Below are 12,875 nucleotides of genomic sequence, written 5' to 3' on the forward strand. Positions count from 1 at the left end.
GGGTGGATCGTGACCTAAGCGACAGCAAAGGTGCGGCAAACAACCGTCTGTTTTTACTGGAAATTTCATTTGATGCGGTTTTTCTTGTATCAAACTGCGTTTTGCGGCATTGTCAACGCACTTTTCAGCGGCACTCATTCGCAGGCTGAATGTTTTTTAGGATTAATCCTATCAGTATTTCTTGCGTTCTGCGCGATAGTGACCAGCGTCTCAGGAATCGGACGGTATGCTGTATAAAAACAAATTATCCATCAGTTGCTCTGAAAAACTGCGTTTTTCATCGTGCTGCCAGGATTTTTGTCGTCTGTTCCAAAGACTCAGGTAACCAAAAAGGCCCGTTTCGACGCCTCAACGCAGGCAGGGAAACAGGCTGAATGAGTGATAATAACAAGATCGTAATTTGAATAATTTACTCTCGAAACTACACAAACGCGTAATTCATCGTTGATTCAAACGGATAACAATTTGGTGAGGGTTGCAATAATGCCAACAATTATAATGGATTCATGCAGCTATACACGGCTCGGGCTAACGGACTACATGTCAGCGAAAGGTGTAAAAAAGAAAAATATATCCACTGTAAGCGACATTGACCAGCTGCTGGATAAATGCGAACAGAGTCAGCCCGGCGTGGTATTTATTAATGAAGACTGTTTCATTCATGAGGCGGATGCCAGCCAGCGCATAAGAAATATTATTCTTCAAAACCCTGATACGTTATTTTTCATTTTCATGGCTATTTCGAATATTCATTTTGAAGAGTATCTTTACGTCCGCAAAAATCTGATCATTACGTCGAAATCAGTTAAGCCTGCAACGCTGGATACATTATTACATTCGTATTTTCAAAAACGCGTGAACGTTTCACCTCGCTACTCAACCGCTTTCGAGGTTCACCCCTTGACGCTGAGTCAGACCGAGTCGAATATGCTAAAGATGTGGATGTCTGGCCACGATACGATTCAAATATCGGATAAAATGCAAATTAAGGCCAAAACCGTTTCCTCTCATAAGGGGAATATTAAACGTAAAATCAAAACGCACAATAAACAGGTTATTTACCACGTTGTCCGCCTGACGGATAACGTTACCAGCGGTATCTATGTCAATGTGAGATAGTCCCGCCAGGAAACTGCCGACGAAAGTCGGCAGTTTCTTTTGTACTATCGCCTCATTTTGTTAACTGCGTCTCATTTTCTGCCTTAAGCCTTTTCATTCCGCTGCCGATGATTTGTAGACAGACCGAAGCTCCGCTTCGCTTACTACAAACTAAGAGCCAAAGGATATGAAACCAATTAACCTCAGTGTTGAATCAAACCGGGTCAGTTTCTGGCAGCACATTCGTCTCGTTCCTCTCTTTTCTGCCATTCTTGGCGGAATTTTACTGTTATTTGCCCTCTGTATTGCCCTCGCCAGCTATTTTTTGATCCAGAGTAATCATTCGTTAAAAGACGTGACCGAAGAGATTCAGGTTCGCATGGCCATCTCCAACAGCTCAAGCCACCTGCGCACCGCGCGCCTTAATATTATTCACGCTGCCGCTGCGGCGAGAATTGGCGAGATGGACACATTCAATGCTTCTCTGGGTCAGAGCGAGAACCGCATCCGGCTGGCGTCAGACAGTTTCAAGAGCTATCTGCAACGTCGGGTAAAAACGGCAGACGATCAGGCGTTGGACGCGGAGCTTACCCATCGCTTTGATACTTATCTTAATCAGGGCCTGCTGCCCATGGTGAAAAGTGCAAAAGACGGCAGCTTTGAAGGGGTTATCGCCCAGGAAACAGATAACACCCGTAAAATGGATGACGCCTATAACGAGATATTGCTGAAGGCAATAAAGATTCGCACGCAGCGGTCAGAGCATATTAACCAGATTGCTCAGGCGCAGACGCACCTGAGCTTTATTATGATGGCCTGTGCCTTTGGCGCGGCGCTGCTGCTAACGCTGGCAACCTTTGTATTCCTGCGTCGTATTGTTATTACACCACTTCGACAGGCCGTGGATCGTATTGAACGCATCTCCCATGGCGATTTGACCGTGCCATTGCAGCAGTGGGGAAACAGCGAAATTGGCACGCTCAGCAGCAATCTGCAAACCATGCAGCAGGCTTTGGTCAAAACGGTAGGCAGCGTCAGGGAAGGTGCCATCGCGATTTATCAGGGTTCAGGCGAAATATCTGCCGGAAATACCGACCTCTCTTCCCGGACCGAACAGCAGGCTGCGGCCCTTGAAGAGACGGCGGCCAGTATGGAGCAGTTAACGGCCACCGTTAAGCAGAACGCCGACAACGCCCACCATGCCAGCCAGCTGGCAGCGGATGCCTCCACTAAGGCACGCGAAGGAGGAGATATCGTTTCCGGCGTAATAGGGACGATGAACAGTATTTCCGGCAGTTCGAAGAAGATTGCGGAGATCACCACCGTCATTAACAGCATCGCCTTTCAGACCAATATTCTGGCGCTCAATGCGGCCGTTGAAGCGGCCAGGGCCGGTGAGCAGGGTCGCGGCTTCGCCGTGGTGGCCAGTGAAGTCCGCAGCCTTGCCCAGCGCAGCGCGAGTGCGGCGAAGGAGATTGAAGCGTTAATTGCAGAGTCGGTCGGACTGATTGATAAAGGATCTACTCAGGTGGGCCAGGCGGGTGAGACGATGACCGGCATCGTCGGCGCGGTCCGCCGGGTAACGGATATCATGGCCGAAATAGCGGCAGCCTCCGATGAGCAAAGTCGGGGTATTCAGCAGGTGAGCCTAGCGGTAACGGAGATGGATAACGTGACGCAGCAGAATGCTTCCCTGGTAGAGGAAGCCTCAGCGGCGGCGGCGGCACTGGAGGAGCAGGCTTCGCGGCTGACGCAGGCCGTGGCGGCCTTCCATCTGAGCGACAGCGCGACGCAAAATACTGTACCGGTCGTCATGAAGTCTGACAGGCCGTTGCTACCGACCCCTGCCCGTCCGGCGCTGGCTGAAGCGGGCAACTGGGAGAGATTTTAACTCACGGGCTGTCGGGGTGCGGTTCAACAAAAATCCCGTCCTGATGGCCAATTTCATTAAAGAACCAGATGCCCATGGGGTAATCATCCAGTGACACCAGGTACATGGTTCCCTCACTGAAATCCTCCACGGCCAGCACCCTGCCCGGCCGCCGTGGCCCGCCGTCAGTTTTCACCGTCACCCGATCGTTAACATTCATTCGTTTCTCCCGTGGTTAATCCCTGAAGTTTACCTTATTACAACCGCCTTACACAGCGCAGGATACCCGCGCCTAGCGCCGGGCAATAATCCATACCGCATGGACGATACCGGGGATGTAACCACAAAGCGTCAGCAGAATATTCAGCCAGAAAGCCCCGCCGAATCCGACCTGCATAAACACGCCCAGCGGAGGAAGAAGAATAGCCACTACGATACGTAAAAAATCCATTTTACCTCCAAAGCGTTGAATGAAATTTATAATGCACTGATAATTATAGACCTTTACGACAAAGCCGCCAACTACCCGGCAGGTGCCGTTACCGGGCAGGGCCCGGAGATTTTCGTTTTCTTAACGTTTCGCAGGCAGACTTTTGACGGGGCGGGCGCTTACACTGTATTCACTGCACCAACCCCAAAGGCGCAGTCAACCTAAAAAGTAACAAGGATTTTTGCCCGCGCAGCGCGGGCTTTTTTTCGCCTGGCGAAACCTGCCTGTTCTGTAAAAGCCTTATGGCGACGCCCTTGCAAATAAGCATTTTTTTCATCCCCGGGTAACAGGCAAAAAAATCCCGGCCAGTGGCCGGGAATGAAAATTCATGATAATGAAATTCGGTACAGAGAAATTCTCTGACCTGAAAATGATAACGAATTTCACAACTAAGATAAATCTGAATAACCTGCCCGTAACTGTACAGTGAGTACTTTCCTGTAAAGCTTTTTCCTTTCTCTGCCTTGCCACACCCGAGCTGATAAACACTTTCTTAAAGAAGGGGTATTCACTCTCTGAGTTAATTTTTTAAGAGTATTCCTAATACCCAGGCCTTTTCTCCTGCGCGCTGAGATAAAGCCACCCTACTCAATTGCCAGTCGGCGCTATACTGTAATGATAATGCAGCATTTTTACATCAGACTGCTTGAGGAGGTAATGGCTATGCCCAGACTTTCAGAACCGCTGATGATAGTCACCGATTTGGATGGCTCACTGCTCGATCACCACACCTACAGCTGGGAGCCCGCACAGGCCTGGCTGGACCGCCTTATTGGGGCTGCGATCCCGGTGGTGATTTGCTCCAGTAAAACGGCGGCGGAAATCGCGCCGCTGCAGCGCGCGTTAGGCATTACCGGCATGCCGTTTATCAGTGAAAATGGCGCGATTGTCGACGGTGGCAGCATGGGTAGCGTGCCGCCAGTGGCCCGGCAGGGTCTGGAGTACGCTGCGCTATGCGACAGGCTGGACCAGCTCCGAAGCCGGTATAATGCTAAATTCATTGGCTTCGCCGATGTCACGCAAAAGGAGGTTGCGGACTGGACGGGGCTCAGCCCGCATGATGCTCTGCTGGCGAAACAGCGCCAGGGCTCAGAGAGTATTATCTGGCGCGACACGCCCGAAAAATTCACCCTGTTTCAACACTGGCTTGCCGATGAAGGGCTTGAACTGGTACAGGGAGGCCGGTTCTGGCATGTCATGAGTCAGGGAAGCGGAAAAGGCGCCGCGCTGGCGTGGTTACTTGAGCATCTCTCTCCGCCTTCCTCATCGCGCTACCTTACCGTCGGGCTGGGAGATGGCCCTAACGACGCGCCAATGCTTGAGAACACCGATTACGCCGTCATTATCAAAGGCTACAGTAAAACACCCGTCAGACTGTTACGAAGCGATAGCGAGAATATCTTTCACAGTACGCACTTCGGTCCACAAGGCTGGAGCGAAGGGCTGACACATTTTATCACCCGGGATTAAGGTTGCCTGCTCGCACCGTTTTAAGGGGAATGCAATGAGTGATTTTTTCCAGAATGGGGTAATAACTAATTTTCATAATCTGACCGCCAGGCCCGTTGAAGACCTTGAAAAGGATTTAGTCCGTTTTTCTGAGAAAAGAAAAATGGCGCTCATTCTGCCCTCGCTGTTTTCGGAGCTGGAAGGGCCGGCGCTGGGTCATATTGTTGATGAGCTGGCAAAGGTTCCCTACCTTGAGGAGATCGTGATTGGCCTCGACCAGGCCGATCGGGAGCAGTTTCTCCACGCGCGTGAATTTTTCTCTCGCCTGCCCCAGCGTCATCGTATTCTGTGGAATGATGGCCCCCGCCTGAAGGCGCTGGATGCCGAGCTGGATAAAGAAGGGCTGTCGCCCGCCCAGCCAGGTAAAGGCCGTAATGTCTGGTTCTGTACGGGCTATACGCTGGCTTCCGATCGCTCATCCTGCGTGGCACTGCATGATTGTGACATTGTCACCTATGAGCGCGGTATGCTGGCCCGCCTGCTCTACCCCCTGGCTAACCCCGCTTTTCAGTATGAATTTTGCAAAGGCTTCTATGCCCGGGTCGCTGATAACAAGCTTAACGGGCGGGTTGGCCGCCTGCTGGTTGGCCCGCTTCTGCGATCGCTCCAAAAAGTGTATGGCCATTCTGAATACCTGGACTACCTCACCAGCTTCCGCTATCCGCTTTCGGGTGAGTTTGCCATGCGCACCCACGTGCTGAATGGCATTAAAATCCCCGGGGACTGGGGGCTGGAAATCGGCGTGCTGTCCGAAATTTATCGTAACTACACCACCCGGCAGAGCTGCCAGGTCGAAATTGCCGATAACTATGACCACAAGCATCAGCCCCTGTCGGAGGAGAACGGCACCGGCGGACTGCGCAGAATGAGTAACGATATCGTCCAGTCCCTGCTGCGTAAGATGGCGACGATGGGGGTGAATCTGACCAGCGATTCGTTCCGCGTCCTGAAAGCGACCTACTACCGCAACGCACTGGATATGATGGAAATTTACCATCATGAGGCCACGATGAATGGCCTGAAGTTCGACCAGCATGCGGAAGAAGCGGCGGTAGAGATGTTCACCCAGTCGATTCTGGAGGCGGGACAGTCGTTTATCGAGCGGCCCAATGAGAAGCCGTTTATCCCTAGCTGGAGCCGGGTACAGTCTGCTTTCCCCGATATTTTGCATCGTATCTATCAGGCCGTTGAAGAGGACAACGCAGGCAAGGTGTAGGGTGCTGCGGCAAGCGCAAATAGCGAATGGCGAATGGCGAATGGCGAATATAGGCTGCAATCAATCGCGGCGATAAAAAAGCGAGTAAGTCACCTTACTCGCTTTTTTTTGTCCGCTCAGGCGCCAGAACAATCAGATTTTGCAGCCTTCGCAGTCCGCTTCATCACTCAACTCTTCAGGCACTTCCGCGGCCTTTTTGCGGGCATTGGCCTCAGCCTGTTCCAGCTGCGCATCAATATCAAATTCAAAAATATCGTCTTTCATGGGTTCTCCGTAAACGGTAGCGGCTCAGCTGCTCTTTATACTGATTAACGGCGTACTCTGGCAATCAGATTTACCACCAGCAGCACAATCGACCCCACCACCATCCCGACAAGCAGGCTGGCCAGATTGGTTAGCAGAGAAGCGGTCAACCCGCTAAAGCCGCTGGTGTAACCTTCAATAAGCTGCCCCAGTGCGTGAACGCCATGCACGATAATCCCGCCGCCCACCAGAAACATTGCCAGCGTACCGACTACGGTGAGGATCTTCATCATCCACGGGGCCATTGCCAGCAGCGCACCACCAATACCCTGTGCCAGCGATGAGGGTTTCTCTTTCAGCCACAGCCCCAGATCATCTATTTTGACAATGCCGGCCACGATACCGTAAACGCCGATAGTCACCAGTATCGCAATACCAGACAGGATCAGGACCTGATTTAAGAGTGGCGCTTCTGAGACAATACCCAGCGTAATGGCAACAATTTCTGCGGAGAGGATAAAGTCGGTGCGCACGGCCCCTTTGATCTTTTTCTTCTCGAACTCAGCCGCATTTTGCTGAGTGAGATTTTGCAGCCGTTTCTCGCGGGCCTCGGGCGAGTGCTCTGATTTGTCTTTACTCAGGCTGTGGATGACTTTCTCCATCCCCTCATAGCTGAGGTAGGCCCCGCCAAGCATCAGCAGAGGGGTTATCGCCCAGGGTGCCCAGGTGCTGATAATCAGCGCCAGCGGCACCAGTATCAGCTTATTCAGAAACGATCCTTTTGCCACGCCCCAGACCACGGGGATTTCACGGTTAGCCTTAACGCCGCTCACCTGCTGCGCATTAAGCGAGAGATCGTCGCCCAAAACGCCAGCCGTTTTCTTTGCTGCGACTTTTCCCATTACGGAAATATCGTCCAGCAGCGTGGAAATATCATCCAATAGCGTCAGTAAGCTACTTCCTGCCAAAATACCCTTCCTTATTCATGTCCATCATGTTGACAGCAGGGACATACCTGCATCTCTACCACCGCCATATCGGCGATGCCGTCACACTCCCACTCGACCCGTACCGGTTGCCCGTCGGCTTCCTGATGATGCAGATATTTGCTGACCGGGCTTTCCGTCATACCGGTGACGTCTTCCGTCGCCACCAGCCTGTCGCCGACAAAAATACGCGCCGTGGCCTGCGTCCCGACCATGCGCTCGCCGTCGATTTTGTACAGCCGACGCACCGTAAGTTTGATACTGCCCATCATCCACCGTGAGAGAATGTTAAAGAGTGTGATCTAAGCAATTATGAACGAGAGATGCAAATTGTCTTCTCCGAATCTGTTGAAGAGGAAAAAAAGCGGCAATTCATCTGGTTGAACTGAGAAATTAGCGTTAAGTTAACCTACCATTAACAATTATGAAGAAAATCATGCTACGCCGCTCCCCTACTCTTCTCCCGCTACTTATCGCCCTGTTCGCGCTTTACTTTATCTGGGGATCGACCTACTTCGTGATCCGCATCGGCGTACAGAGCTGGCCGCCGATGATGATGGCTGGCCTGCGCTTTCTGCTGGCAGGGGTGGTGCTGTCGCTTTATCTGTTACTGCGCGGTGAGAAACTCCCCTCATGGCGGGCAGCGGGGAACGCTGCGCTGGTGGGCATAATGCTGCTGGCGATTGGCAACGGGACCGTAACGGTCGCGGAGCATCAGAACGTGCCATCCGGCATTGCCGCCGTCATGGTGGCAACCGTTCCTCTGTTCGCCCTGTGCTTCAGCCGCCTTTTCGGCATCCAGACCCGCTGGATTGAATGGCTGGGCATTGCCGTCGGGCTGGTGGGGATAATTCTGCTGAACAGCGGCGGTCATCTGGGCAGCTCACCGTGGGGCGCGATAATTATGCTGGGTTCAGTCAGCTGGGCGTTTGGTTCGGTATGGGGCTCACGGATCACCCTGCCGCAGGGGATGATGGCGGGGGCAATAGAAATGCTTACGGCGGGGGTTGTGCTGCTGATAGCCAGCCAGCTGTATGGTGAAAAACTTAGCGCCCCGCCTTCGCTACAGGGGATGCTGGCGCTTGGCTACCTGAGCCTGTTTGGTTCCGTGATTGCGATTAACGCCTATATGTTTCTGATCCGCAACGTAACACCCGCTGTTGCCACCAGCTATGCCTATGTTAATCCGGTGGTTGCCGTGCTGCTTGGCATTGGCTTCGGCGGTGAAAGCCTGAGCTCGCGCGAATGGCTGGCGCTGGCGACAATTGTCCTGGCGGTTATCCTGGTCACGCTGGGTAAGTACCTGTTCCCAGCCGCGCCCGAAGTCCGTCGCTGTGAATGACTCACCTGCCGCCTGGCGGCAGAGTTACATCTGATGGATGCCGAGTGCGTCGATTTCCGCATTCCCGCTCCCGGCACAGATCCACTCTTCCAGCCGGGACTGTAGCGCGCCCTGCTCAAGTCGGGTTTTACCCCGCAGGGCGCACTCCCACACCACCATCACCTTCCAGCCTTCGTCGGTAAGCTGCTGAATATAGCGCCGGTCGCGCTCGACGTTCCCCCCTATCTTCGCCATCCAGAATTGGGTGCGCGTCGCCGGCACCTTAAAGAGATGGCAGTGATGGTGATGCCAGAAGCAGCCGTGTGTAAAGATAATGGCCTGATACTGGCTCAGCACAAAATCGGGACGGCCAGGCAGGGTTTTATCCTGAACGTCAAAGCTAAAACCCTGGTCTGCCAGCAGTTCGGCAAGCCGGTTTTCTATTGCCGTATCTCGCGTGCCGATTGCGCGCATATTTTTAGTGCGAATTTCCGCGGAGTGTACATCAGCCATCACAATCTCCTTATGCCCAGGCTAAGTATAGACGCAGACTTAAAGGCGATCCCGACGCTGCCCGACGGCCTGTGTTATCCACGGCAGCAAAAGCCTGGCGATGGCCGCAAAGGCCGGTACCACTACCGAGTTGCCAAACTGACGGTAGGCCTGAGTATCGGAAACCGGGATGCGGAAGCGATAGCCGTCAGGCTGTTCAAACCCCATCAGACGGGCGCACTCGCGCGGCGTCAGGCGGCGCGGGCGACGCTGCTGGTTTTCGGCATTATCAAAATCGCGTTCGCCCAGCGCCCTGTCCCAGCCACGGTCAATCAGGATCTCCGAACCGTCTTTGTAATAGCGCGCAGAGAGGGTGCGCACCACGCCGTTTTCCCGCTGCGGATCCACCAGGCCGTAGCCGAAACCATTCCCCTTCGCCTGGTGTTTTTTCGCATACTGATAAAGATACTTCCACAGCGTCGGCGTCAGAATGTATTTTGCCTCGACTGAGGGTTCGAGCAGCGCCCTTAACGGCGTCCTGCGCGCAGGATAGAGTGACGAAAGCGCGTCCAGGCTAAAGGACGGCAGGTTTAGATCGCGGCGAAAGCCCACCAGCACGATACGTTCACGGTGCTGCGGCAGGAAATGCTGGCCGTCGACGATTTTAGGATCCTTCGCGCCGCTGATGTCCGCGTCAGCCACGTCATAGCCCAGCTCATCCAGGGTATCCATGATGATGCGGAAGGTTTTACCCTTATCGTGACTCTTAAGGTTTTTAACGTTTTCCAGCACGAAAATGGCCGGTTTCTTGGCGGTAATAATGCGGGCAACGTCGAAAAATAACGTGCCCTGCGCCTCGCACTCAAATCCATGCGCGCGCCCCAGCGCATTTTTCTTGGAGACGCCCGCCAGCGAAAACGGCTGGCAGGGAAAACCGGCCAGCAGAACATCGTGATCGGGAACCTGCTGGTCAATATGCTGGTAAGCCTGCTGTTCGCTGACGCTGGCATCATTGCTCAGGGTCACATCGCGAATATCCTGATTGAAGGTATGTGACTCGGGACAGCAGTACCAGTTGGCTTTATAGGTACGCACCGAGAATTTATTCCACTCACTGGTGAACACGCACTGTCCGCCCGCCGCTTCAAAACCGCTGCGAATACCGCCAATACCGGCAAACAAGTCGATAAAGCGGAACGCGTAATCAGGGTGATGTGCCGGGGGCGAAGGCAGCATTTGCCGGAGTTGGCTGACTTCTGCTTCGGTAAGCGGTTTGGCCGCGCTGTAACCCTTCGCCCAGCGATTGAGCGCTTCGCGCGTCCACTCATGCTGACCCGGTTCACGCAGCGCCCGGGCAACGGTTTGCGGGTCGTAGATCTCCAGCACCCGCTGGAGCAGCAGACCATCCTGCTCAAATTTCTTCCGATCCTGCTCGCTTGCCTGCCCGGTCAGCAGCAACGCTGCACTATCAATCTCGTTCATAATGACTCAGTTAAGTGTTAAACGCGTGACAGTCTATCACTTAACTGTCCCGGAGCCAGGGGGAAGCATCCTTTAACTGTTCCAGGCTGCCTGAATCTGTATTCACCTTCCAACTGCTATCATCTGCTGTCTTAATCAGGGCTTAACACCCGCCACAGGAGAGATTTTTGTTCGCAGGAACGCCTTTTTCCCATTCCCGGCACCTGCGACCGTGACATCTTCCTTCTGCGCCCCTACACTAGCGCTGTTTTGAGAAACTATTGGAGCCTGCCGCCATGAGCGAAATCTCACGTCCCCTTCTGACCCTCCCCAATGGAGCAAAAAAGCTGCTGCTGCACTCCTGCTGCGCGCCCTGCTCGGGCGAGGTGATGGAAGCCATTCAGGCAGCCGGGATTGAGTACACCATTTTCTTCTACAATCCGAACATTCACCCACAGAAAGAGTATCTGCTGCGGAAAGAAGAAAATATCCGCTTTGCTGAACAGCACGGTATTCCCTTTGTGGATGCGGACTACGATACCGATAACTGGTTTGAGAGAGCCAAAGGCATGGAGTGGGAGCCGGAGCGCGGCGTACGCTGCACCATGTGCTTTGATATGCGCTTTGAACGCACCGCGCTTTATGCCCATGAGAACGGTTTTGATGCCATTTCCAGCTCGCTGGGGATCTCCCGCTGGAAAAATATGGAGCAGATCAACGGCTGCGGCGTACGCGCTGCTGCGCCCTACCCGGATATGGTTTACTGGGAGTATAACTGGCGCAAAAAGGGCGGCTCCGCCCGCATGATAGAGATCAGCAAACGCGAGCGCTTTTACCAGCAGGAGTACTGCGGCTGCGTCTACTCACTGCGTGATACCAATCTTCATCGTAAAAGCCAGGGCCGCCCCCTGATTAAACTGGGCGTACTTTATTACGGTGATGAAGAGCAGTAATCACCCGCTAAAATAACCCGGTCCTGCCTCTTCTCTCCTCCCTACCCTTTATGGAAGGGGGGAGAGAAATAAAAAGCTTATCCGCAGACGCCCATCATATTTTCTGCTGCCCGCCGGGGCTAAATTCCTGCAGCACATCCTCATCGAGTCCACAAAAATCGCCTTTCAGCTCCGCGCACAGTTTTGCCATATAGGTCACCAGAAAATGGGTGTTATATTCCGCCAGCCGACGGCCTTCCGGGGTTTGCATCTGCTCCGGCAATTTCAGAAGCTTCTTCTGAAAATGGTCCAGCGCCCACTCCGCATCATTTAACGGCCTGTCACGCCCCAGCGGATCGGTGCTGTCAAACAGCGAGCGTCCCAGCGCACCGGAGACATAAAATACCCTTGCCAGCCCTATTGCGCCCAGCGATTCAAGCCGATCGGCATCCTGAACGATTTTTGCCTCCAGCGTTTCGGCCTCTATGCCCGCGCTAAAGCTGTGTGCATGAACGGCATGGGTCACCGCATCAATTTTTTGTGGGGGAAAGTCAGGAAAGACCTCCTGCAAAATACGTCGCGCCTCCACGGCAGCCTGAGCGGAAGCAAGGTGCCGTTCCGGGTGATTTTTGGGCAGGTTAACTATATCGTGAAAGTAACAGCCGGTGAGCACCACCAGCTCATCAGCTTCGCTTCCCTTCATTATACGCTGCGCCGTCTGCCATACGCGTCGCAGGTGGGCCACATCGTGTGCCTTGTCGTCCTGAGGCCAGGTTTCATGCAGCCAGTTTTCAAAGCGGTTTTGCCAGAGTATCAGGGACACAGACTTCTCCTTATTATTTGAACTTTTTGAGATGCCATTGGACCAGGGCAGGCGACTGCGTGGTATAGCGGTAAGCGGCGGCCAAAATGAGACCTGCATCATGTTTATAACGCTAAATTAAACCATTACACACTTTTTTCGTTGTTGCATTTTTTATTGCTAAAAAAATTATTTGATTGTTTTTCATGCAGATGCTTAAACGGATATAATGTACGTTGCGAAATAAGTTTCCCGCTACTTCAATAAAATGCTTTAGAATTCTCACAAAGCACTTGATATAGCATCCCGATGCACCATATCTCTTGCAGAGTGCTGATAACGCCCTTCGCGTCTGTAAGGGACTGTAAAGAAGCAACTGTTGACTGAACAATCCCCTACACAAACAAGGGATATCAGCAGAAGAATAAGACTGAGCGTCTCAGGGGATTGTAAAC

At 53.0% G+C, this 12,875-nt stretch carries 14 protein-coding genes; 6 read left to right on the forward strand and 8 right to left on the reverse strand.

Going from position 1 to position 12,875, the window contains the following annotated elements; all coding sequences use genetic code 11:
- Positions 1–483 precede the first annotated feature (483 nt).
- Together rcsA and AAGR22_RS13145 are read left to right on the forward strand one after the other, a co-directional pair.
- On the forward strand, positions 484–1,119 hold the full coding sequence (gene rcsA, locus AAGR22_RS13140) for a transcriptional regulator RcsA (RefSeq protein WP_067700824.1): 636 nt from the start codon (positions 484–486) through the stop codon (positions 1,117–1,119).
- A 166-nt stretch (positions 1,120–1,285) separates the two neighbouring features.
- Positions 1,286–2,989: a methyl-accepting chemotaxis protein gene (locus tag AAGR22_RS13145; RefSeq protein WP_067700821.1), complete on the forward strand. Its 1,704-nt coding sequence runs from the start codon at positions 1,286–1,288 to the stop codon at positions 2,987–2,989.
- 1 nt (position 2,990) lies between these two features.
- On the opposite strand, the gene dsrB is transcribed toward AAGR22_RS13145, so the two are convergent.
- Both dsrB and AAGR22_RS13155 read right to left on the reverse strand, forming a co-directional pair.
- The gene (gene dsrB, locus AAGR22_RS13150; protein WP_067700818.1) at positions 2,991–3,188 is read right to left on the reverse strand and encodes a protein DsrB; all 198 of its coding nucleotides are present in this window, start codon (positions 3,186–3,188) and stop codon (positions 2,991–2,993) included.
- A 72-nt stretch (positions 3,189–3,260) separates the two neighbouring features.
- Positions 3,261–3,419 carry a YqaE/Pmp3 family membrane protein gene (locus tag AAGR22_RS13155; protein ID WP_073980930.1) on the reverse strand — a complete coding sequence of 53 codons (159 nt, stop codon included), beginning with the start codon at positions 3,417–3,419 and terminating at the stop codon, positions 3,261–3,263.
- Positions 3,420–4,121: 702 nt separating this feature from the next.
- On the opposite strand from AAGR22_RS13155, the gene AAGR22_RS13160 reads away from it, so the two are divergent.
- Both AAGR22_RS13160 and AAGR22_RS13165 read left to right on the forward strand, forming a co-directional pair.
- Positions 4,122–4,928, forward strand: a complete 807-nt coding sequence (locus tag AAGR22_RS13160; RefSeq protein ID WP_345827937.1) for a mannosyl-3-phosphoglycerate phosphatase-related protein — start codon at positions 4,122–4,124, stop codon at positions 4,926–4,928.
- Between the two features lie 34 nt (positions 4,929–4,962).
- Positions 4,963–6,183, forward strand: coding sequence for a glycosyl transferase (locus tag AAGR22_RS13165; RefSeq protein ID WP_067700815.1), 1,221 nt, complete (start codon positions 4,963–4,965; stop codon positions 6,181–6,183).
- 132 nt (positions 6,184–6,315) lie between these two features.
- On the opposite strand, the gene AAGR22_RS13170 is transcribed toward AAGR22_RS13165, so the two are convergent.
- From AAGR22_RS13170 to AAGR22_RS13180, 3 genes are read right to left on the reverse strand one after another with little or no spacing between them, the layout of a single operon-like run.
- The gene (locus AAGR22_RS13170) at positions 6,316–6,447 is read right to left on the reverse strand and encodes a hypothetical protein (RefSeq protein WP_255362060.1); all 132 of its coding nucleotides are present in this window, start codon (positions 6,445–6,447) and stop codon (positions 6,316–6,318) included.
- A 44-nt stretch (positions 6,448–6,491) separates the two neighbouring features.
- Positions 6,492–7,394 (reverse strand): DUF808 family protein, encoded by a 903-nt coding sequence (locus AAGR22_RS13175; protein WP_345827939.1) that lies wholly within the window; start codon positions 7,392–7,394, stop codon positions 6,492–6,494.
- 11 nt (positions 7,395–7,405) lie between these two features.
- Positions 7,406–7,681: a hypothetical protein gene (locus AAGR22_RS13180; RefSeq protein ID WP_067700810.1), complete on the reverse strand. Its 276-nt coding sequence runs from the start codon at positions 7,679–7,681 to the stop codon at positions 7,406–7,408.
- 167 nt (positions 7,682–7,848) lie between these two features.
- Here AAGR22_RS13180 and yedA point away from each other — a divergent pair, with 167 nt between their 5' ends.
- A complete protein-coding gene (yedA, locus tag AAGR22_RS13185; protein WP_345827941.1) occupies positions 7,849–8,754 on the forward strand; it encodes a drug/metabolite exporter YedA in 906 nt (301 codons plus the stop codon).
- A gap of 24 nt (positions 8,755–8,778) precedes the next feature.
- Here yedA and vsr read toward each other — a convergent pair whose 3' ends face one another.
- Positions 8,779–9,246, reverse strand: a complete 468-nt coding sequence (gene vsr, locus AAGR22_RS13190) for a DNA mismatch endonuclease Vsr (protein ID WP_345827942.1) — start codon at positions 9,244–9,246, stop codon at positions 8,779–8,781.
- Between the two features lie 39 nt (positions 9,247–9,285).
- Entirely contained in the window at positions 9,286–10,707 is a 1,422-nt protein-coding gene (locus AAGR22_RS13195) for a DNA cytosine methyltransferase (protein WP_345827944.1), read from the reverse strand.
- Between the two features lie 275 nt (positions 10,708–10,982).
- Here AAGR22_RS13195 and AAGR22_RS13200 point away from each other — a divergent pair, with 275 nt between their 5' ends.
- Positions 10,983–11,639, forward strand: a complete 657-nt coding sequence (locus tag AAGR22_RS13200; RefSeq protein ID WP_067700797.1) for an epoxyqueuosine reductase QueH — start codon at positions 10,983–10,985, stop codon at positions 11,637–11,639.
- Between the two features lie 94 nt (positions 11,640–11,733).
- Here AAGR22_RS13200 and AAGR22_RS13205 read toward each other — a convergent pair whose 3' ends face one another.
- A complete protein-coding gene (locus AAGR22_RS13205; RefSeq protein ID WP_345827945.1) occupies positions 11,734–12,441 on the reverse strand; it encodes a phosphohydrolase in 708 nt (235 codons plus the stop codon).
- Between the last annotated feature and the right edge of the window lie 434 nt (positions 12,442–12,875).

The sequence above is a fragment of the Erwinia sp. HDF1-3R genome (assembly GCF_039621855.1).
Classification (GTDB): Bacteria; Pseudomonadota; Gammaproteobacteria; order Enterobacterales; family Enterobacteriaceae; genus Erwinia.

Bases quoted from the DNA above. Each gene is read 5' to 3' on its own strand.
- rcsA (WP_067700824.1), top strand. From the start codon at position 484: ATGCCAACAATTATAATGGATTCATGCAGCTATACACGGCTCGGGCTA.
- AAGR22_RS13145 (WP_067700821.1), top strand. From the start codon at position 1,286: ATGAAACCAATTAACCTCAGTGTTGAATCAAACCGGGTCAGTTTCTGG.
- dsrB (WP_067700818.1), bottom strand. From the start codon at position 3,188: ATGAATGTTAACGATCGGGTGACGGTGAAAACTGACGGCGGGCCACGG.
- AAGR22_RS13155 (WP_073980930.1), bottom strand. From the start codon at position 3,419: ATGGATTTTTTACGTATCGTAGTGGCTATTCTTCTTCCTCCGCTGGGC.
- AAGR22_RS13160 (WP_345827937.1), top strand. From the start codon at position 4,122: ATGCCCAGACTTTCAGAACCGCTGATGATAGTCACCGATTTGGATGGC.
- AAGR22_RS13165 (WP_067700815.1), top strand. From the start codon at position 4,963: ATGAGTGATTTTTTCCAGAATGGGGTAATAACTAATTTTCATAATCTG.
- AAGR22_RS13170 (WP_255362060.1), bottom strand. From the start codon at position 6,447: ATGAAAGACGATATTTTTGAATTTGATATTGATGCGCAGCTGGAACAG.
- AAGR22_RS13180 (WP_067700810.1), bottom strand. From the start codon at position 7,681: ATGGGCAGTATCAAACTTACGGTGCGTCGGCTGTACAAAATCGACGGC.
- yedA (WP_345827941.1), top strand. From the start codon at position 7,849: ATGCTACGCCGCTCCCCTACTCTTCTCCCGCTACTTATCGCCCTGTTC.
- vsr (WP_345827942.1), bottom strand. From the start codon at position 9,246: ATGGCTGATGTACACTCCGCGGAAATTCGCACTAAAAATATGCGCGCA.
- AAGR22_RS13195 (WP_345827944.1), bottom strand. From the start codon at position 10,707: ATGAACGAGATTGATAGTGCAGCGTTGCTGCTGACCGGGCAGGCAAGC.
- AAGR22_RS13200 (WP_067700797.1), top strand. From the start codon at position 10,983: ATGAGCGAAATCTCACGTCCCCTTCTGACCCTCCCCAATGGAGCAAAA.